Below are 19,479 nucleotides of genomic sequence, written 5' to 3'. Positions count from 1 at the left end.
TGAAACGATGCATCGCCGATGGTAGTGTGGGGTTTCCCCATGTGAGAGTAGGTCATCGTCAAGATTAAATTCCGAAACCCCTATCTGCATATGCAGGTAGGGGTTTTGTCTTTTCCGGGCGGTAATTCGCCTCCGCAGAAGACGCCTCCTCAAGTATCTCAATCCCATCAGTTTTCTATGCAATCCCTACCTGCATAGCTATCATGCCAGCCTCATTACGAGTCGAGATTGGCATGCTGAAGTTGTTGAAGCTCCTCAAGGATGGCCGGTTCCATTCCGGGCAGGATCTGGGGGTCGCCCTTGGCGTAAGTCGCAGTGCTGTCTGGAAGCAGTTACAGCACCTCGAGGCCGAGCTGAATCTACCTATTCATAAAGTGCGTGGTCGTGGCTATCAGTTAGCCGCGCCGCTGTCCCTGCTGGAGGAGTCGGCTATCGCCGAGTGCTCGCAGGGCGAGCGTTGGCCTGCGCAGGTATTCGACTCCATCGACTCGACCAATGCCCAGGCCTTGCGCGCAATTACCGAAGGCCGGGTCGCACCCTTTTTGGTTCTGGCTGAGCGTCAGACGGCAGGGCGCGGGCGGCGTGGGCGTCAGTGGGTCAGTCCATTTGCCGAGAACCTCTATTACAGCCTGGTGCTGCGCATTGAAGGCGGCATGCGTCAGCTCGAAGGCTTGAGTCTGGTCGTGGGGCTTGCGGTCATGCGTACGCTGCAGTCTTTCGGTGTTTCTGATGCCGGTTTGAAGTGGCCGAACGATGTCCTGGTCAATAATCAAAAGATTGCCGGTATCCTGCTGGAGTTGGTTGGCGATCCCGCTGATGTCTGCCATGTGGTGCTGGGTATCGGTATCAATGTGAACATGCAGGCTACCACCGAGGTCGATCAGCAATGGACCTCGGTACGCCGCGAGACGGGCGCGGCCATAGATCGCAATCTGTTGGTCGCCAGGCTCAATCACAATCTGCAGCTCGACCTGGAGCGGCATCGGCGGACCGGTTTCGCCGCATTCCAGCATGAGTGGGAGCAGGCGCATCTGTGGCAGGGGAGGGCGGTTTCCTTGATTGCCGGAGTCAACAAGATCGACGGTGTGGTATTGGGTATCGATGGTCAGGGCGCATTGCGTCTTGAAGTCGGTGGCGTAGAGAAGAGCTTCAGTGGTGGTGAGCTCAGTTTGAGGTTGCGTGATGATTCTTGAGCTCGATTGCGGTAACAGCTTTATCAAGTGGCGCGTTATCCGCAGTGCCGATGTGTCTGTCGTGGCGGGCGGCGTAGTCGATTCTGATCAGGCTTTGTTGGCGGCGGTCGGCGCGCTTCCTCAAGCGCCTCAACGTTGCCGTCTGGTCAGTGTCCGAAGTGAAGAAGAAACATCCGACCTTTCGGCGCTGCTGCTTCAGCACTTTGGCCTGCGCGTACTGGTTGCGCAGCCAGCCAAAGAGGTTGGCGGTGTGCGCAATGGTTATGAGGATTACCAGCGCCTGGGCCTGGATCGTTGGCTGGCTGTCCTGGGAGCTTATCGCTTGGCCAAGGGTGCATGTCTGGTCATGGATTTTGGTACGGCGGCCAAGGCGGACTTCATTGCTGCGGATGGCGAGCACCTGGGAGGCTTCATCTGTCCTGGCATGCCGTTGATGCGCAGCCAGTTGCGCACCCATACCCGTCGTATTCGATATGACGATGCGTCGGCCGAGCGTGCTTTGTCGAGTATGGCGCCTGGGCGCTCAACGGTAGAGGCGGTTGAGCGCGGCTGTGTGCATATGCTTCAAGGTTTCGTTCGTTCCCAGCTCGAGCATGCACAAGCCTTGTGGGGTGAAAATTTCACCGTATTGCTGACTGGGGGTGACGCGCCCCTGGTGCAAGAGGCCGCGCCGAATGCCCGAGTGGTGCCGGACTTGGTGTTTGTGGGCCTGGCCATGGCCTGCCCCCTGGATTGAGGTGACTATGCGTTGGTTGTTTCTGTTGCTGGTGGTGCTTAATGGCGTCTATTACGTCTGGCATCAGCAGGAAGCGCCCTTGAAGGTCAAGGAGGTCGCCCCCCTATCGCTGTACAAGGGTAATCAGCAGGATATCCGCCTGTTGAGCGAGTCTCATCCAGGTAAACAGGCTCCCGAGCGTGGTCAGGAATGCCTTTATGTCGGTGGCATGAGCACTCAGGAGCAGCTCGATGCCTTGCGCCAGCGCCTGCTCACCCTGGATGTGGCTGCTATTCCGGTGGTGGGTCGGCTTGGCGATGCGACCGGCCTGTGGCTGCAGATAGCGCCGCAGAGCCAGCGTTTGCTGGACCAAACCCTGCTCGGAACACTTTCCCATGATTTCAAAGACTTAAAACATAAAATAATGTTGTGCAGGGGTATTGCAACTGGCGAATAGCTTGATAGAATGGCGCCCGCTTCACAGGGATGACCACTAAGTGGCAACACTGAGAAGCAGCTGTCAAATTAGCTAACCTCAAGATTTTAATGAGAAAAAGCTTGACAGCAGGACGGCAAGAGTTGAAAATGCCGCCCAGCTCAGGAGGGGTTCCCGAGCGGCCAAAGGGATCAGACTGTAAATCTGACGTCTACGACTTCGAAGGTTCGAATCCTTCCCCCTCCACCATTTTAGCGAGAGCTGCAAGCTCCGCGGGTATAGTTTAGTGGTAGAACCTCAGCCTTCCAAGCTGATGATGCGGGTTCGATTCCCGCTACCCGCTCCAAGTTTTGCGGTTGTTGCACAGTGTTACGCTCTTGTAGCTCAGTTGGTAGAGCACACCCTTGGTAAGGGTGAGGTCAGCGGTTCAAATCCGCTCAAGAGCTCCATATAACAAGGCAGATATGAAAATATCTGCCTTTGTTTTAATGGTCGTATTGACTTGCTTATTTCTTCTTGCTGAGGATTGTCTCGATGGCTAAGGAAAAGTTCGATCGTAGTCTGCCGCACGTGAACGTCGGCACCATTGGTCACGTTGACCATGGTAAGACCACGCTGACCGCAGCGCTGACTCGCGTCTGCTCCGAGGTTTTCGGTTCGGCCGTTGTTGAGTTCGACAAGATCGACTCGGCTCCAGAAGAGAAAGCTCGCGGTATCACCATCAACACCGCGCACGTCGAGTACAACTCGAACATTCGTCACTACGCTCACGTTGACTGCCCAGGTCACGCTGACTACGTGAAGAATATGATCACCGGTGCTGCCCAGATGGATGGCGCGATCTTGGTTTGCTCGGCCGCCGATGGTCCGATGCCGCAAACCCGTGAGCACATCCTGCTGTCCCGTCAGGTTGGCGTTCCGTACATCGTGGTCTTCCTGAACAAGGCTGACCTGGTAGACGACGCTGAGCTGCTGGAACTGGTCGAAATGGAAGTTCGCGACCTGCTGTCCACCTACGACTTCCCAGGCGACGACACCCCGATCATCATCGGTTCGGCTCGTATGGCGCTGGAAGGCAAAGACGACAACGAAATGGGCACCACCGCTGTCAAGAAGCTGGTTGAGACTCTGGACAGCTACATCCCAGAGCCTGAGCGCGCTATCGACAAGCCGTTCCTGATGCCAATCGAGGACGTATTCTCGATCTCGGGTCGTGGTACCGTTGTTACCGGTCGTATCGAGCGTGGTATCGTCCGCGTTCAAGACGCCCTGGAAATCGTTGGTCTGCGTGACACTACCACCACCACCTGCACCGGTGTTGAGATGTTCCGCAAGCTGCTGGATGAAGGTCGTGCTGGTGAGAACTGCGGCGTGCTGCTGCGTGGCACCAAGCGTGACGACGTTGAGCGTGGTCAGGTTCTGGTCAAGCCAGGTTCGGTCAAGCCGCACACCAAGTTCACTGCAGAAGTTTACGTTCTGAGCAAGGAAGAAGGCGGCCGTCATACTCCGTTCTTCAAAGGCTACCGTCCACAGTTCTACTTCCGTACTACTGACGTGACTGGTAACTGCGAGCTGCCAGAAGGCGTTGAAATGGTAATGCCAGGTGACAACATCCAGATGACTGTCACTCTGATCAAAACCATCGCAATGGAAGATGGTCTGCGTTTCGCTATCCGTGAAGGCGGTCGTACCGTTGGCGCTGGCGTCGTAGCGAAGATTATCGAATAAGTAGTTGATTTCTCTCGATCAGGCCGGCATAATGGCCGGCCTGATAAGCTTTTAGGTCAGTAGCTCAATTGGCAGAGCGACGGTCTCCAAAACCGTAGGTTGGGGGTTCGATTCCCTCCTGACCTGCCAGATTCACCTCGTGTGTCTGGCTTTCTTTTCACAGGATCTTCCTAGATGACTCCCAAGGCTGAAGCCCAAGACTCTCGTTTTGACCTGCTCAAGTGGCTGGCTGTTGTCGCTTTGGTATTCGTTGGTGTTGTGGGTAATATTTATTATTCCGACTTCCCGATTCTGTATCGCGTACTCGCACTGCTTGCTCTTGCTGCTGCAGCCGGCTTTTTGGCTTTGCAGACTGCTAAAGGCAAGTCGTTCTTTACGTTGCTAAAGGAAGCGCGCACCGAGATTCGTAAAGTCGTATGGCCAACCCGTCAAGAGACCATGCAAACCACGCTCATCGTAGTGGCGGTTGTTTTGGTGATGGCGCTGCTGCTGTGGGGTCTCGACTCCCTGCTCGGTTGGTTGATTTCCTTGATTGTTGGCTAAGGGTGTCCCGTGGCTAAGCGTTGGTACGTTGTGCATGCTTACTCGGGTTACGAGAAGCATGTAATGCGCTCGCTGATCGAGCGCGTAAAGCTGGCTGGCATGGAAGATGGCTTCGGCGAGATTCTGGTCCCCACTGAAGAAGTGGTTGAGATGCGCAATGGCCAGAAGCGCAAAAGCGAGCGTAAGTTCTTCCCAGGCTATGTTCTGGTGCAAATGGACATGAACGAAGGGACTTGGCACTTGGTCAAGGACACCCCTCGGGTCATGGGCTTCATTGGTGGTACTGCGGACAAGCCTGCGCCGATCACCGACAAGGAAGCTGAAGCTATCTTGCGTCGCGTTGCCGATGGCAGCGACAAGCCTAAGCCTAAGACTCTGTTCGAGCCAGGTGAAGTGGTTCGTGTTATCGATGGTCCGTTTGCTGATTTCAACGGTACTGTTGAAGAGGTTAACTACGAGAAGAGCCGGATCCAAGTGGCCGTGCTTATTTTCGGTCGCTCTACCCCGGTAGAGCTCGAGTTCAGCCAGGTCGAAAAGGTCTAGCCGAACAAAGTATCCCATACCCCGCAGCCCTATGTGCTGCGGGGTTTTGTCGTCACTGGGATAAAACGCAAGTAATCCGGGGAGCCTTCTGGCGTTCGTACCCGATATTGGAGTAGCTCATGGCTAAGAAGATTCAGGCTTACATCAAGCTGCAAGTAAAGGCCGGCCAGGCCAACCCAAGCCCACCCGTTGGTCCAGCACTGGGTCAACACGGTGTGAACATCATGGAATTCTGCAAGGCCTTCAACGCCCGTACTCAGGGTCAAGAAGCCGGCCTGCCGACTCCTGTGATCATCACTGTTTACAGTGACCGCAGCTTCACCTTCGAAACCAAAAGCACCCCTGCTTCGGTTCTGCTGAAGAAGGCAGCTGGCCTGACCAGCGGTTCTGCACGTCCGAACACCGTTAAAGTCGGTACTGTGACCCGTGCTCAGCTGGAAGAGATCGCAAAAACCAAAAATGCTGATCTGACTGCCGCTGACATGGAAGCAGCCGTGCGTACCATCGCCGGTTCTGCTCGCAGCATGGGCCTCAACGTGGAGGGTGTGTAATGGCTAAGCTGACCAAGCGCCAAAAGGCCATTGCTTCGAAGCTCGAAGCTGGCAAAGTCTACAACTTCGAAGACGCAGCAGTGCTGCTGGCCGAACTGTCCACCGTGAAGTTCAGCGAATCCTTCGACGTTGCTGTCAACCTCGGCGTTGACCCACGTAAATCCGACCAGGTCGTTCGTAGCGCTACCGTGCTGCCTCACGGCACTGGCAAGACCGTACGTGTTGCTGTCTTCACCCAGGGTCCAGCTGCTGAGGCCGCTCTGGCTGCCGGCGCTGACCGTGTAGGTATGGACGATCTGGCTGCCGAAATGAAAGGCGGCGACCTGAACTATGACGTCGTTATTGCTTCCCCGGACGCAATGCGTGTTGTAGGTCAGCTGGGTCAGGTTCTGGGTCCTCGCGGCCTGATGCCTAACCCGAAAGTCGGTACCGTAACTCCAGACGTAGCCACCGCAGTCAAAAACGCCAAGGCTGGTCAGGTTCGTTATCGCACCGACAAAAACGGCATCATCCACACCTCCGTTGGCAAGGTCGGCTTTGAAGCTGGCAAGCTGAAGGAAAACGTTGAAGCCCTGATCGCTGATCTGAAGCGTATCAAGCCAGCTTCTTCGAAAGGTATCTACGTTAAGCGCGTTACCCTGAGCACCACTATGGGCCCAGGTCTGGTTATCGACCAGAGCTCGCTGAACGCGTAAGACAAAAGCCGGCGCGAGTAATCGCGTCCGCTTAAAAATTGGGGTCCCTGCCTGGCGGGGGCTATCCAAGACCGTAGGCGGCGCAAGCCTTAAACCTCAAGCCTACGCAGATGGTGCTCCCGGTTCCTTACCGAATCAGACACCAAAACGACATCCGGCTTCGGCCAGATGAAACGGTAACAAGCAGGAGTTTTACCCGTGGCAATTAAACTCGAAGACAAGAAGGCCATCGTCGCTGAAGTCAACGAGGCTGCCAAAGTCGCTCTGTCCGCTGTCGTGGCTGATGCCCGTGGTGTGACTGTAGGCGCAATGACCGGACTCCGTAAAGAGGCTCGTGAAGCTGGCGTATACGTACGTGTCGTACGTAACACCCTGCTCAAGCGCGCTGTTGCTGACACTGAATTCAGTGTCCTCAACGACGCCTTCACTGGCCCGACCCTGATCGCATTCTCCAACGAACACCCGGGCGCTGCTGCTCGTCTGTTCAAAGAGTTCGCCAAGGGTCAGGACAAGTTCGAGATCAAGGCAGCTGCGTTCGACGGCAAGTTCCTTGCCGCTAACGAAATCGACGTGTTGGCTACCCTGCCGACCCGCGACGAAGCTATCGCGAAGCTGATGAGCGTGATTCAAGGCGCTACCAGCAAGCTGGCTCGTACTTTGGCAGCTATTCGCGACCAGAAAGAAGCTACTGCTGCCTAAGGCACAGAAAGCCCTTTCGAAATCATACGTTTAATTTGATAGCTGCGTAGGCTGTCACCCCAATACAGGATTTAAGTCATGTCTCTGACTAACGAGCAAATCATCGAAGCAATCGGCCAGAAAACCGTTCTGGAAGTTGTTGAGCTGATCAAAGCAATGGAAGAAACCTTCGGTGTTACCGCTGCTGTTGCCGCTGCCGGCCCAGCTGCTGCCGCTGCCGTTGTTGAAGAACAAACCGAATTCAACGTTGTTCTGGTTGAAGCCGGCGAGAAGAAAGTCAACGTGATCAAGGCCGTTCGTGAACTGACCGGTCTGGGCCTGAAAGAAGCCAAAGAGAAAGTTGACGGCGCTCCTCAGGTTGTCGCTGAAGGCGTTTCGAAAGAAGCCGCTGAAGACGCCAAGAAGAAGCTGGAAGAAGCAGGCGCTAAAGTCGAACTCAAGTAATTTCGACTTTGCGACTCCAGCCCGAGCGCTAAGCAAACGGCTGATGGCTGGTGGCTCTTGCCACCGGCCTTTTTCCGTTATTGGCAGCTGACCAGGTCGGCGCCGATAACGAGCTGTAACCACCAACGATGGTGGCGCAAACCATGGGGTTTGCACGATTTTCTGGCTGCTCCCGTCGGGAGAAGCCAAACAAGCAGGTGACCAAGCTGGGGAACGCTGATGGCTTACTCATACACTGAGAAAAAACGTATCCGCAAGGACTTTAGCAAGTTGCCGGACGTCATGGATGTGCCTTACCTCCTGGCCATCCAGCTGGATTCGTATCGTGAATTCTTGCAAGCGGGAGCGACTAAAGATCAGTTCCGCGACGTGGGCCTGCATGCGGCCTTCAAATCGGTTTTCCCGATCATCAGCTACTCCGGCAATGCTGCCCTGGAGTACGTTGGCTATCGTCTGGGCGAACCGGCTTTTGATGTCAAAGAATGCGTACTGCGCGGCGTGACCTACGCGGTTCCGCTGCGGGTAAAAGTCCGTCTGATCATTTTCGACAAAGAATCGTCGAACAAAGCGATCAAGGACATCAAAGAGCAAGAAGTCTACATGGGTGAAATCCCCCTGATGACTGAAAACGGTACCTTCGTAATCAACGGTACCGAGCGTGTTATCGTTTCCCAGCTGCACCGTTCGCCGGGCGTGTTCTTCGATCACGACCGCGGCAAAACGCACAGCTCTGGCAAACTGCTGTACTCGGCGCGGATTATTCCTTACCGCGGCTCGTGGCTGGACTTCGAATTCGATCCGAAAGACTGTGTATTCGTCCGTATCGACCGTCGTCGCAAGCTGCCTGCGTCGGTACTGCTGCGCGCGCTGGGTTACAGCACCGAAGAAGTACTGAATGCCTTCTACACCACCAACGTATTCCACGTTTCGGGCGAGAAGCTCAGCCTGGAGCTGGTGCCTCAGCGCCTGCGTGGTGAAATCGCGGTCATGGACATCCATGACGAAACCGGCAAGGTCATTGTCGAGCAAGGTCGTCGTATCACCGCTCGCCACATCAACCAGCTGGAAAAGGCTGGCGTGAAGCAGCTCGACGTTCCTATGGAATATGTCCTGGGCCGCACCACCGCCAAGGCCATCGTGCACCCGGCTACCGGCGAAATCCTGGCCGAGTGCAACACCGAGCTGAACACCGAGCTGCTGATCAAGATCGCCAAGGCTCAGGTTGTTCGCATCGAGACGCTGTACACCAACGACATCGATTGTGGTCCGTTCATCTCCGATACCCTGAAGATCGACTCCACCAGCAATCAGCTGGAAGCGCTGGTCGAAATCTATCGGATGATGCGTCCTGGCGAGCCGCCAACCAAGGATGCTGCCGAGACCCTGTTCAACAACCTGTTCTTCAGCGCCGAGCGTTACGACCTGTCGGCCGTTGGTCGCATGAAGTTCAACCGTCGAATCGGTCGTACCGAGATCGAAGGTTCGGGCGTGCTGAGCAAGGAAGACATCGTCGAGGTCCTCAAGACCCTGGTCGATATCCGTAACGGCAAAGGCATCGTCGACGACATCGACCACCTGGGTAACCGTCGCGTTCGTTGCGTCGGTGAGATGGCCGAGAACCAGTTCCGCGTTGGCCTGGTGCGTGTTGAGCGCGCGGTCAAAGAGCGCCTGTCGATGGCGGAAAGCGAAGGCCTGATGCCTCAGGACCTGATCAACGCCAAGCCGGTAGCGGCGGCGGTGAAAGAGTTCTTCGGTTCCAGCCAGCTCTCGCAGTTCATGGACCAGAACAACCCGCTCTCCGAGATCACCCACAAGCGTCGTGTCTCCGCACTCGGCCCTGGTGGTCTGACCCGTGAGCGTGCAGGCTTCGAAGTCCGTGACGTACACCCGACTCACTACGGCCGTGTGTGTCCGATCGAGACCCCTGAAGGTCCGAACATCGGTCTGATCAACTCCCTGGCGGCCTATGCCCGCACCAACCAGTACGGCTTCCTGGAAAGCCCGTACCGTGTGGTGAAAGAGGGTGTTGTCACTGACGACATCGTGTTCCTGTCGGCGATCGAAGAAGCTGATCACGTCATCGCCCAGGCTTCGGCCGCGATGAACGAGAAGAAGCAACTGATCGACGAGCTGGTAGCCGTTCGTCACCTGAACGAATTCACCGTCAAGGCGCCGGAAGACGTCACCCTGATGGACGTTTCGCCGAAGCAGGTAGTTTCGGTTGCAGCGTCGTTGATTCCGTTCCTCGAGCACGACGACGCCAACCGTGCGTTGATGGGTTCGAACATGCAGCGTCAGGCTGTACCAACCCTGCGTGCCGACAAGCCGCTGGTCGGTACCGGCATGGAGCGTAACGTTGCCCGTGACTCCGGCGTTTGCGTCGTGGCTCGTCGTGGCGGTGTTATCGATTCCGTTGACGCCAGCCGTATCGTGGTACGTGTTGCTGATGACGAAGTGGAAACCGGTGAAGCCGGTGTCGACATCTACAACCTGACCAAGTACACCCGCTCGAACCAGAACACCTGCATCAACCAGCGTCCGCTGGTGAGCAAGGGTGACGTGGTTCAGCGTAGCGACATCATGGCCGACGGCCCGTCCACCGACATGGGTGAACTGGCACTGGGTCAGAACATGCGCATCGCGTTCATGGCGTGGAACGGCTTCAACTTCGAAGACTCCATCTGCCTGTCCGAGCGTGTGGTTCAGGAAGACCGCTTCACCACGATCCACATCCAGGAACTGACCTGTGTGGCTCGTGACACCAAGCTTGGCCCAGAAGAGATCACCGCGGACATTCCGAACGTCGGTGAAGCTGCGCTGAACAAGCTGGACGAAGCCGGTATCGTTTACGTGGGTGCTGAAGTCGGCGCTGGCGACATTCTGGTCGGTAAGGTCACGCCAAAAGGCGAAACCCAGCTGACGCCAGAAGAGAAGCTGCTGCGTGCGATCTTCGGTGAGAAGGCCAGCGACGTTAAAGACACCTCCCTGCGCGTGCCTACCGGCACCAAAGGTACCGTCATCGACGTACAGGTCTTCACCCGTGACGGCGTTGAGCGCGACAGCCGTGCGCTGTCCATCGAGAAGATGCAGCTCGACGAGATCCGCAAGGACCTGAACGAAGAGTTCCGTATCGTTGAAGGCGCAACCTTCGAACGTCTGCGTTCTGCCTTGAACGGCCAGGTCGTCGATGGTGGTGCAGGCCTGAAGAAAGGCACTGTGATCACCAACGAAGTGCTGGACGGTCTGGAGCACGGCCAGTGGTTCAAACTGCGCATGGCCGAAGACGCGCTGAACGAGCAACTCGAGAAGGCCCAGGCCTACATCGTGGATCGTCGCCGTCTGCTGGACGACAAGTTCGAAGACAAGAAGCGCAAGCTGCAGCAGGGCGATGACCTGGCACCGGGCGTACTGAAGATCGTCAAGGTCTACCTGGCAATCCGTCGCCGCATCCAGCCGGGCGACAAGATGGCCGGTCGTCACGGTAACAAAGGTGTGGTCTCGGTGATCATGCCGGTCGAAGACATGCCGCACGACGCCAACGGTACGCCAGTTGACGTGGTACTCAACCCGCTGGGTGTACCATCGCGTATGAACGTTGGTCAGATCCTCGAAACCCACCTGGGCCTGGCGGCCAAAGGTCTGGGCGAGAAGATCAACCGCATGCTCGAAGAGCAGCGCAAGGTCATTGAGCTGCGCAAGTTCCTCACCGAGATCTACAACGAGATCGGTGGTCGTCAGGAAAGCCTGGAAGACTTCTCCGACCAGGAAATCCTGGATCTGGCGAAGAACCTCAAAGGCGGTGTGCCAATGGCCACTCCAGTCTTCGACGGCGCCAAGGAAAGCGAAATCAAGGCCATGCTGAAACTGGCAGACATGCCAGAAAGCGGTCAGATGCAGCTGTTCGACGGCCGTACCGGTAACAAGTTCGAGCGTCCAGTGACCGTTGGTTACATGTACATGCTCAAGCTGAACCACTTGGTGGACGACAAGATGCACGCGCGTTCCACTGGTTCTTACAGCCTGGTTACCCAGCAGCCGCTGGGTGGTAAGGCGCAGTTCGGTGGTCAGCGTTTCGGGGAGATGGAAGTGTGGGCGCTGGAAGCATACGGCGCGGCATACACCCTGCAAGAAATGCTCACAGTGAAGTCGGACGACGTGAACGGTCGGACCAAGATGTACAAAAACATCGTGGACGGCGATCACCGTATGGAGCCGGGCATGCCCGAGTCCTTCAACGTGTTGATCAAAGAGATCCGTTCGCTCGGTATCGATATCGATCTGGAAACCGAATAACACGTGACGCGAATCGGGAGCGTGGCTGAAAAGCCCGCTCCCTGCTCCGCCAGGAGGAAAGGCCTTGAAAGACCTACTGAATTTGCTGAAAAACCAGGGTCAAGTCGAAGAGTTCGACGCCATCCGTATCGGATTGGCCTCGCCTGAGATGATCCGTTCGTGGTCGTTCGGTGAAGTTAAAAAGCCGGAAACCATCAACTACCGTACGTTCAAACCTGAGCGTGACGGCCTGTTCTGCGCCAAGATCTTTGGCCCAGTCAAGGACTACGAGTGCCTGTGCGGTAAGTACAAGCGCCTGAAACACCGTGGCGTAATCTGCGAGAAGTGCGGCGTTGAAGTCGCCCTGGCCAAGGTTCGTCGTGAGCGCATGGCGCACATCGAACTGGCTTCTCCAGTTGCTCACATCTGGTTCCTGAAATCGCTGCCGTCGCGTATCGGCCTGCTGATGGACATGACCCTGCGTGATATCGAACGCGTTCTCTACTTCGAGAGCTATGTCGTTATCGATCCAGGCATGACCACTCTGGAAAAAGGTCAGCTGCTCAACGACGAGCAGTACTTCGAAGCGCTGGAAGAGTTCGGCGATGACTTCGACGCCCGCATGGGTGCCGAGGCTGTCCGCGAGCTGCTGCACGCTATCGACCTGGAACACGAGATCGGTCGCCTGCGCGAAGAGATTCCGCAGACCAACTCGGAAACCAAGATCAAGAAGCTGTCCAAGCGTCTGAAACTGATGGAAGCCTTCCAGGGCTCGGGCAACCTGCCTGAGTGGATGGTCCTGACCGTTCTTCCGGTACTGCCGCCAGACCTGCGTCCATTGGTTCCGCTGGACGGCGGCCGCTTCGCGACTTCCGACCTGAACGACCTGTATCGTCGGGTGATCAACCGTAACAACCGTCTGAAGCGCCTGCTCGACCTGTCCGCGCCGGACATCATCGTGCGCAACGAAAAGCGCATGCTGCAGGAAGCGGTCGACGCCTTGCTGGATAACGGCCGTCGTGGCCGTGCCATCACCGGCTCGAACAAGCGTCCTCTGAAATCCCTGGCCGACATGATCAAGGGTAAGCAAGGGCGTTTCCGTCAGAACTTGCTCGGTAAGCGTGTTGACTACTCTGGCCGTTCGGTAATTACCGTAGGTCCGACCCTGCGTCTGCACCAGTGCGGTCTGCCGAAGAAGATGGCCCTCGAGCTGTTCAAGCCGTTCATTTTCGGCAAGCTGGAAATGCGTGGTCTGGCGACCACCATCAAGGCTGCCAAGAAGATGGTCGAGCGCGAGCTGCCAGAGGTGTGGGACGTTCTCGCTGAAGTGATTCGCGAACACCCCGTACTGCTCAACCGTGCACCGACCCTTCACCGTCTGGGTATCCAGGCCTTTGAACCAGTACTGATCGAAGGTAAGGCTATCCAGCTGCACCCGCTGGTTTGTGCCGCGTACAACGCCGACTTCGACGGTGACCAGATGGCCGTTCACGTGCCGCTGACGCTGGAAGCCCAGCTCGAAGCGCGCGCGCTGATGATGTCGACCAACAACATTCTGTCGCCAGCCAACGGTGAGCCAATCATCGTTCCGTCGCAGGACGTTGTACTGGGTCTGTACTACATGACCCGTGAAGCCATCAACGCCAAAGGCGAAGGTCGCGTATTCGCCGACCTGCAGGAAGTCGACCGCGTATTCCGCGCCGGCGAAGCTGCCCTGCACGCCAAGATCAAGGTTCGTATCAACGAAACCGTCAACGATCGTGATGGCGGCAGCGTCAAGAACACCCGTATTGTCGACACCACTGTCGGCCGTGCTCTGCTGTTCCAGGTTGTACCACCAGGTCTGTCGTACGACGTGGTCAACCAGCCAATGAAGAAAAAGGCGATCTCCAAGCTGATCAACCAGTGCTACCGCGTGGTTGGTCTGAAAGAGACCGTGATCTTCGCTGACCAGCTGATGTACACCGGTTTTGCCTACTCGACCATCTCCGGCGTTTCCATCGGTGTTAACGACTTCGTTATCCCGGATGAAAAAGCCCGCATCATCGGTACTGCTACCGATGAAGTGAAAGAGATCGAGAGCCAGTACGCCTCCGGCCTGGTAACCCAGGGCGAGAAGTACAACAAAGTCATCGACTTGTGGTCCAAGGCGAACGACGAAGTTTCCAAGGCGATGATGGCCAACCTCTCGAAAGAGAAGGTCATCGACCGCAATGGCGACGAAGTCGAGCAAGAGTCCTTCAACTCGATGTACATGATGGCTGACTCCGGTGCCCGGGGTTCGGCAGCTCAGATTCGTCAGCTGGCCGGTATGCGTGGTCTGATGGCCAAGCCGGACGGCTCGATCATCGAGACGCCGATCACCGCGAACTTCCGTGAAGGTCTGAGCGTACTCCAGTACTTCATCTCGACTCACGGTGCTCGTAAAGGTCTGGCGGATACCGCGTTGAAAACCGCGAACTCCGGTTACCTGACCCGTCGTCTGGTAGACGTTGCCCAGGATCTGGTCGTTACCGAGATCGACTGCGGCACCGAGCAGGGCTTGCTGATGACGCCGCACATTGAAGGCGGCGACGTTGTAGAGCCACTGGGTGAGCGTGTACTGGGTCGTGTTATCGCCCGTGACGTGTTCAAGCCAGGCACCGACGACGTTATCGTTCCGGCCGGTACCCTGGTCGACGAGAAGTGGGTTGAATTCATCGAGCTGAACAGCATCGACGAAGTGATCGTGCGTTCGCCGATCAGCTGCGAAACCCGCTACGGTATCTGCGCCAAGTGCTACGGTCGTGATCTGGCTCGCGGTCACCAGGTGAACATCGGTGAAGCTGTCGGCGTTATCGCTGCTCAGTCGATCGGTGAGCCGGGTACCCAGCTGACCATGCGTACGTTCCACATCGGTGGTGCTGCAAGCCGGACCTCGGCTGCCGACAGCGTCCAGGTGAAGAACGGCGGTATGGTGCGTCTGCACAACCTGAAACAGGTTGAGCGTGCCGACGGTAACCTGGTTGCCGTATCGCGTTCCGGTGAGTTGGCGATTGCCGACGAGTTCGGTCGTGAGCGTGAGCGTTACAAGCTGCCTTACGGTGCCGTGATTTCGGTGAAGGAAGGCGACAAGGTCGACGCTGGCGCAATCGTCGCCAAGTGGGACCCGCACACCCACCCGATCGTTACCGAAATGAAAGGTACCGTGACCTTCGTGGGCATGGAAGAAGGCATCACCATCAAGCGTCAGACTGACGAATTGACTGGTTTGACCAACATTGAAGTTCTGGACGTCAAAGACCGTCCGGCTGCAGGTAAGGAAATCCGTCCTGCAATCAAGATGGTCGACGCCAATGGCAAGGATCTGCTGCTGCCAGGTACCGACGTACCGGCTCAGTACTTCCTGCCGGCGAACGCCCTGGTTGGTGTGGCTGACGGTGCTCAGATCGGTGTCGGTGACGTTATCGCGCGTATCCCGCAAGAAACGTCGAAGACCCGAGACATTACCGGTGGTCTGCCGCGGGTTGCCGACCTGTTCGAAGCCCGTCGTCCGAAAGAAGCCTCGATTCTGGCTGAAGTCAGCGGCACCATCGCCTTCGGTAAAGAGACCAAGGGCAAACGCCGTCTGGTCATTACCCCGAACGACGGTAGCGATCCGTACGAAGAGCTGATTCCGAAGTGGCGTCACCTGAACGTCTTCGAAGGCGAACAAGTGAACCGCGGCGAAGTTATCTCCGACGGTCCAAGCGATCCGCACGATATCCTGCGTCTGCTGGGTGTCAGCGCGCTGGCCAAGTACATCGTCAACGAGATTCAGGACGTTTACCGTCTGCAAGGCGTGAAGATCAACGACAAGCACATCGAGACCATCCTGCGTCAGATGCTGCGTAAAGTTGAGATCGCCGAGTCGGGTGACTCCAGCTTCATCAAGGGCGACCAGATGGAACTGACCCAGGTACTGGTAGAGAACGAGCGCCTCAGCGCGGAAGACAAGTTTGTCTCCAAGTTCACTCGCGTACTGCTGGGTATCACCAAGGCCTCGTTGTCCACCGAATCGTTCATCTCGGCGGCTTCCTTCCAGGAAACCACTCGCGTACTGACCGAAGCGGCGGTAACCGGCAAGCGCGACTACCTGCGCGGCCTGAAGGAAAACGTGGTCGTGGGTCGTCTGATCCCGGCCGGTACCGGTCTGGCCTACCACAGCGAGCGCAAGCGTCGCCGTGATGCCGACAAGCCGCTGCGCGTAAGTGCCAGTGAGGTGGAAGCCGCACTGACCGAAGCGCTGAACTCCAGCGGTAACTGAAAGTAGGACAGGGCCCTGGCTGATCCGATCCGGTCATTGGCAACATAAATTGTTGCCGATGACTGGAGGAGGGAGGCTGGGGCCTCGTCTTGACTGGGGACAAGATCCTCTTTAGACTCTTGTACCCCTAAATTTGGTGGGACTCCGTCCTGCCAATTTTTGCTTTTCTTGCAAGACAATAGCGTCGCAAGACAACAGTGGAGCTAGTAGATGGCAACTATCAACCAGCTGGTACGTCAGCCGCGTAAGCGTATCGTCGAGAAATCCGACGTTCCTGCGCTGCAGAACTGCCCGCAACGTCGTGGCGTGTGCACCCGTGTGTACACCACTACGCCGAAAAAACCTAACTCGGCACTGCGTAAAGTATGCCGTGTGCGTCTGACCAACGGTTTCGAGGTTTCCTCGTACATCGGCGGTGAAGGCCACAACCTGCAAGAGCACAGCGTCGTACTGATCCGTGGCGGTCGTGTAAAAGACTTGCCAGGTGTTCGTTACCACACCGTTCGCGGCTCTCTGGATACCTCCGGCGTTAAAGGTCGTAACCAAGGTCGTTCGAAGTACGGTACCAAGCGTCCGAAGTAATCGGCCGTTTGTTGCAGTTTGCAGTTATTAATTTTATTGAGTCGATAAGAGTAAGGTCGGGCACGCACCCTTTGGGTTCACTGTCCCGGGCTAACCTGAAGACCGTTTGAGGGCTTATCAATGCCAAGACGTCGTGTAGCAGCCAAGCGTGAGATTCTGGACGATCCAAAATACGGAAGCCAGATCCTCGCCAAGTTCATGAACCACGTTATGGAAAGCGGCAAGAAAGCCGTTGCCGAGCGTATCGTTTACGGTGCACTGGACAAGGTTAAAGAACGCAAGAACAGCGATCCCCTGGAAATCTTCGAGAAAGCTCTCGACGCCATCGCTCCGCTGGTCGAAGTTAAGTCGCGCCGTGTTGGCGGTGCCACTTACCAGGTTCCTGTTGAAGTTCGTCCATCCCGTCGTAACGCCCTGGCAATGCGCTGGTTGGTAGACTACGCCCGTAAGCGTGGCGAGAAGTCCATGGCTCTGCGCTTGGCTGGCGAGCTGCTGGATGCCGCTGAAGGCAAAGGTGCTGCAGTCAAGAAGCGTGAAGACGTACACCGTATGGCCGAAGCCAACAAAGCGTTCTCGCACTACCGCTTCTAATTCAGGCATCACTATTTTTGCGAGGGCTCTATGGCTCGTACTACACCAATCAACCGCTACCGTAACATTGGTATTTGCGCGCACGTTGACGCGGGCAAGACTACCACTACCGAGCGGATCCTGTTCTACACAGGCCTGAGCCACAAGATGGGCGAGGTGCATGACGGCGCCGCGACCACCGACTGGATGGTGCAGGAGCAGGAGCGGGGTATTACCATTACCTCCGCTGCTGTTACCACTTTCTGGGAAGGTTCCCGTGGCCAGTACGGCAAATACCGCGTAAACGTCATCGATACCCCCGGCCACGTTGACTTCACCATTGAAGTAGAGCGTTCGCTGCGCGTACTTGACGGCGCGGTCGTTGTGTTCTGCGGTACCTCCGGCGTTGAGCCGCAGTCCGAAACCGTATGGCGTCAAGCCAACAAGTACGGCGTTCCACGTGTTGTTTACGTGAACAAGATGGACCGTGCTGGCGCTGACTTCCTGCGCGTCGTAGGTCAGATCAAGAACCGTCTGGGTCACACCCCGGTTCCTGTTCAGCTGGCCATCGGTTCGGAAGATAACTTCCAGGGTCAGGTCGACCTGATCAAGATGAAGGCTATCTACTGGAACGACGACGACAAGGGCACCACCTATCGCGAGGAAGAAATTCCTGCCGATATGCAGGCCCTGGCTGAAGAGTGGCGCGCCAACATGGTCGAAGCCGCTGCAGAAGCCAACGAAGAGCTGATGAACAAGTACCTTGAAGAAGGTGAGCTGTCGGTCGAAGAAATCAAAGCCGGTCTGCGTGCGCGCACCCTGGCCAGCGAGATCGTTCCGGCTGTCTGCGGTTCTTCCTTCAAGAACAAGGGCGTTCCTCTGGTTCTCGACGCTGTTATCGACTTCCTGCCTGCTCCTACCGAGATTCCTGCGATCAAGGGTATCCACCCAGATCTGATCGAGAAGCCGAAGGATGAGCTGGTCGAGGCTGACTACGACTCGCGTCACGCTGACGACAACGAGCCGTTCTCGGCGCTGGCGTTCAAGATTGCTACCGACCCGTTCGTGGGTACCCTGACGTTCGTGCGCGTTTACTCGGGCATGCTGCAGTCCGGCGACTCCGTGATCAACTCGGTCAAGGGCAAGAAAGAGCGCGTTGGTCGTATGGTGCAAATGCACGCCAACCAGCGTGAAGAAATCAAAGAAGTGCTGGCAGGCGACATCGCTGCTTTGATCGGCATGAAGGACGTCACCACCGGTGACACCCTGTGCAACGCCGACAAGCCGATCATCCTCGAGCGTATGGACTTCCCTGAGCCTGTGATCTCGGTAGCTGTTGAGCCGAAGACCAAGCAGGACCAGGAAAAGATGGGTATCGCACTGGGCAAGCTGGCCCAGGAAGACCCGTCGTTCCGCGTCAAGACTGATGAAGAAACCGGCCAGACCATCATCTCGGGTATGGGCGAGCTTCACCTGGACATCCTCGTTGACCGCATGAAGCGTGAATTCAACGTTGAGGCCAACATCGGTAAGCCGCAGGTTTCCTACCGCGAGCAGATCACCAAGGACAACGTCGAGATCGAAGGTAAGTTCGTTCGTCAGTCTGGTGGTCGTGGTCAGTTCGGTCACTGCTGGATTCGCTTCTCGCAGCCATCAGTGGACGCGCAAGGCAACATCACCGAAGGCCTGGAGTTCACCAACGAAGTTGTAGGTGGTGTGGTTCCTAAGGAATACATCCCGGCGATCCAGAAAGGTATCGAAGAGCAGATGAAGAACGGCATCGTTGCCGGCTATCCGCTGATCGGCCTGAAGGCAACCGTGTTTGATGGTTCCTACCACGACGTCGACTCGAACGAGATGGCGTTCAAGGTGGCCGCTTCCATGGCGACCAAGCAACTCGCTGCCAAAGGCGGCGGTAAGGTGCTTGAGCCGATCATGAAGGTAGAAGTTGTGACCCCTGAGGACTACATGGGTGACGTGATGGGTGACCTGAACCGTCGTCGTGGTCTGATCCAGGGTATGGAAGATTCGGTGTCCGGCAAGGTTGTCCGTGCTGAAGTTCCGCTCGGAGAGATGTTCGGTTATGCGACCGACGTTCGTTCCATGTCTCAGGGTCGCGCGAGCTACTCCATGGAATTCTCCAAATACGCCGAAGCTCCGTCGAATATCGTCGAAGCACTCGTTAAAAAACAAGGCTAATCCAGCCCTTTAGGCAAGAGGTTC

The 19,479-nt window shown here is 56.6% G+C and carries 15 protein-coding genes and 4 tRNA genes; all 19 read left to right on the top strand.

Going from position 1 to position 19,479, the window contains the following annotated elements:
- Positions 1 to 233 precede the first annotated feature (233 nt).
- The gene (gene birA, locus C6382_RS12875; RefSeq protein ID WP_107024817.1) at positions 234 to 1,193 is read left to right on the top strand and encodes a bifunctional biotin--[acetyl-CoA-carboxylase] ligase/biotin operon repressor BirA; all 960 of its coding nucleotides are present in this window, start codon (positions 234 to 236) and stop codon (positions 1,191 to 1,193) included.
- The gene (locus tag C6382_RS12870; RefSeq protein ID WP_107024816.1) at positions 1,183 to 1,929 is read left to right on the top strand and encodes a pantothenate kinase; all 747 of its coding nucleotides are present in this window, start codon (positions 1,183 to 1,185) and stop codon (positions 1,927 to 1,929) included. Before birA ends, C6382_RS12870 begins: the two co-directional genes overlap by 11 nt.
- 7 nt (positions 1,930 to 1,936) lie before the next feature.
- Positions 1,937 to 2,365 (top strand): hypothetical protein, encoded by a 429-nt coding sequence (locus C6382_RS12865; RefSeq protein ID WP_107024815.1) that lies wholly within the window; start codon positions 1,937 to 1,939, stop codon positions 2,363 to 2,365.
- Between the two features lie 143 nt (positions 2,366 to 2,508).
- Positions 2,509 to 2,593 (top strand) — tRNA-Tyr (locus C6382_RS12860).
- Between the two features lie 23 nt (positions 2,594 to 2,616).
- A tRNA-Gly gene (locus C6382_RS12855) sits at positions 2,617 to 2,690 on the top strand.
- Between the two features lie 27 nt (positions 2,691 to 2,717).
- Positions 2,718 to 2,793: transfer RNA gene (locus C6382_RS12850), tRNA-Thr, on the top strand.
- An 85-nt stretch (positions 2,794 to 2,878) separates the two neighbouring features.
- Positions 2,879 to 4,072: an elongation factor Tu gene (gene tuf, locus C6382_RS12845; protein ID WP_010220303.1), complete on the top strand. Its 1,194-nt coding sequence runs from the start codon at positions 2,879 to 2,881 to the stop codon at positions 4,070 to 4,072.
- Positions 4,073 to 4,125: 53 nt separating this feature from the next.
- Positions 4,126 to 4,201 (top strand) — tRNA-Trp (locus C6382_RS12840).
- A gap of 45 nt (positions 4,202 to 4,246) precedes the next feature.
- The gene (gene secE, locus C6382_RS12835) at positions 4,247 to 4,615 is read left to right on the top strand and encodes a preprotein translocase subunit SecE (RefSeq protein ID WP_107024814.1); all 369 of its coding nucleotides are present in this window, start codon (positions 4,247 to 4,249) and stop codon (positions 4,613 to 4,615) included.
- 9 nt (positions 4,616 to 4,624) lie between these two features.
- On the top strand, positions 4,625 to 5,158 hold the full coding sequence (gene nusG / locus C6382_RS12830; RefSeq protein WP_010220294.1) for a transcription termination/antitermination protein NusG: 534 nt from the start codon (positions 4,625 to 4,627) through the stop codon (positions 5,156 to 5,158).
- 119 nt (positions 5,159 to 5,277) lie between these two features.
- On the top strand, positions 5,278 to 5,709 hold the full coding sequence (gene rplK, locus C6382_RS12825) for a 50S ribosomal protein L11 (protein ID WP_028944937.1): 432 nt from the start codon (positions 5,278 to 5,280) through the stop codon (positions 5,707 to 5,709).
- Positions 5,709 to 6,404 carry a 50S ribosomal protein L1 gene (gene rplA, locus C6382_RS12820; RefSeq protein WP_028944938.1) on the top strand — a complete coding sequence of 232 codons (696 nt, stop codon included), beginning with the start codon at positions 5,709 to 5,711 and terminating at the stop codon, positions 6,402 to 6,404. Before rplK ends, rplA begins: the two co-directional genes overlap by 1 nt.
- A gap of 198 nt (positions 6,405 to 6,602) precedes the next feature.
- A complete protein-coding gene (gene rplJ / locus C6382_RS12815; RefSeq protein WP_028944939.1) occupies positions 6,603 to 7,103 on the top strand; it encodes a 50S ribosomal protein L10 in 501 nt (166 codons plus the stop codon).
- Between the two features lie 78 nt (positions 7,104 to 7,181).
- Positions 7,182 to 7,547 (top strand): 50S ribosomal protein L7/L12, encoded by a 366-nt coding sequence (gene rplL / locus C6382_RS12810; RefSeq protein WP_007957596.1) that lies wholly within the window; start codon positions 7,182 to 7,184, stop codon positions 7,545 to 7,547.
- A 219-nt stretch (positions 7,548 to 7,766) separates the two neighbouring features.
- Positions 7,767 to 11,840: a DNA-directed RNA polymerase subunit beta gene (rpoB, locus tag C6382_RS12805; RefSeq protein WP_107024813.1), complete on the top strand. Its 4,074-nt coding sequence runs from the start codon at positions 7,767 to 7,769 to the stop codon at positions 11,838 to 11,840.
- Positions 11,841 to 11,904: 64 nt separating this feature from the next.
- Positions 11,905 to 16,104: a DNA-directed RNA polymerase subunit beta' gene (gene rpoC, locus C6382_RS12800; protein ID WP_028944941.1), complete on the top strand. Its 4,200-nt coding sequence runs from the start codon at positions 11,905 to 11,907 to the stop codon at positions 16,102 to 16,104.
- Between the two features lie 210 nt (positions 16,105 to 16,314).
- On the top strand, positions 16,315 to 16,686 hold the full coding sequence (rpsL, locus tag C6382_RS12795) for a 30S ribosomal protein S12 (protein WP_003186084.1): 372 nt from the start codon (positions 16,315 to 16,317) through the stop codon (positions 16,684 to 16,686).
- Between the two features lie 120 nt (positions 16,687 to 16,806).
- Positions 16,807 to 17,277: a 30S ribosomal protein S7 gene (gene rpsG / locus C6382_RS12790; RefSeq protein WP_008089143.1), complete on the top strand. Its 471-nt coding sequence runs from the start codon at positions 16,807 to 16,809 to the stop codon at positions 17,275 to 17,277.
- A 30-nt stretch (positions 17,278 to 17,307) separates the two neighbouring features.
- Complete coding sequence (gene fusA, locus C6382_RS12785; RefSeq protein WP_107024812.1) at positions 17,308 to 19,455, top strand: elongation factor G; 2,148 nt, start codon at positions 17,308 to 17,310, stop codon at positions 19,453 to 19,455.
- Positions 19,456 to 19,479: the final 24 nt, after the last annotated feature.

Origin of the sequence: Pseudomonas sp. BBP2017 (genome assembly GCF_003024385.1) — a bacterium.
Lineage (GTDB): Bacteria > Pseudomonadota > Gammaproteobacteria > Pseudomonadales > Pseudomonadaceae > Aquipseudomonas.
Note: the sequence above shows the minus strand (reverse complement) of the source record. Positions and strands in the feature narration are given on the sequence as shown.

What these genes read in the sequence shown, in the direction of transcription:
- secE (WP_107024814.1), top strand. Translation starts at nt 4,247, where the DNA reads ATGACTCCCAAGGCTGAAGCCCAAGACTCTCGTTTTGACCTGCTCAAG.
- rplA (WP_028944938.1), top strand. Translation starts at nt 5,709, where the DNA reads ATGGCTAAGCTGACCAAGCGCCAAAAGGCCATTGCTTCGAAGCTCGAA.
- rplK (WP_028944937.1), top strand. Translation starts at nt 5,278, where the DNA reads ATGGCTAAGAAGATTCAGGCTTACATCAAGCTGCAAGTAAAGGCCGGC.
- C6382_RS12870 (WP_107024816.1), top strand. Translation starts at nt 1,183, where the DNA reads ATGATTCTTGAGCTCGATTGCGGTAACAGCTTTATCAAGTGGCGCGTT.
- tuf (WP_010220303.1), top strand. Translation starts at nt 2,879, where the DNA reads ATGGCTAAGGAAAAGTTCGATCGTAGTCTGCCGCACGTGAACGTCGGC.
- rpsL (WP_003186084.1), top strand. Translation starts at nt 16,315, where the DNA reads ATGGCAACTATCAACCAGCTGGTACGTCAGCCGCGTAAGCGTATCGTC.
- rplL (WP_007957596.1), top strand. Translation starts at nt 7,182, where the DNA reads ATGTCTCTGACTAACGAGCAAATCATCGAAGCAATCGGCCAGAAAACC.
- birA (WP_107024817.1), top strand. Translation starts at nt 234, where the DNA reads ATGCTGAAGTTGTTGAAGCTCCTCAAGGATGGCCGGTTCCATTCCGGG.
- fusA (WP_107024812.1), top strand. Translation starts at nt 17,308, where the DNA reads ATGGCTCGTACTACACCAATCAACCGCTACCGTAACATTGGTATTTGC.
- rpoB (WP_107024813.1), top strand. Translation starts at nt 7,767, where the DNA reads ATGGCTTACTCATACACTGAGAAAAAACGTATCCGCAAGGACTTTAGC.
- C6382_RS12865 (WP_107024815.1), top strand. Translation starts at nt 1,937, where the DNA reads ATGCGTTGGTTGTTTCTGTTGCTGGTGGTGCTTAATGGCGTCTATTAC.
- rpsG (WP_008089143.1), top strand. Translation starts at nt 16,807, where the DNA reads ATGCCAAGACGTCGTGTAGCAGCCAAGCGTGAGATTCTGGACGATCCA.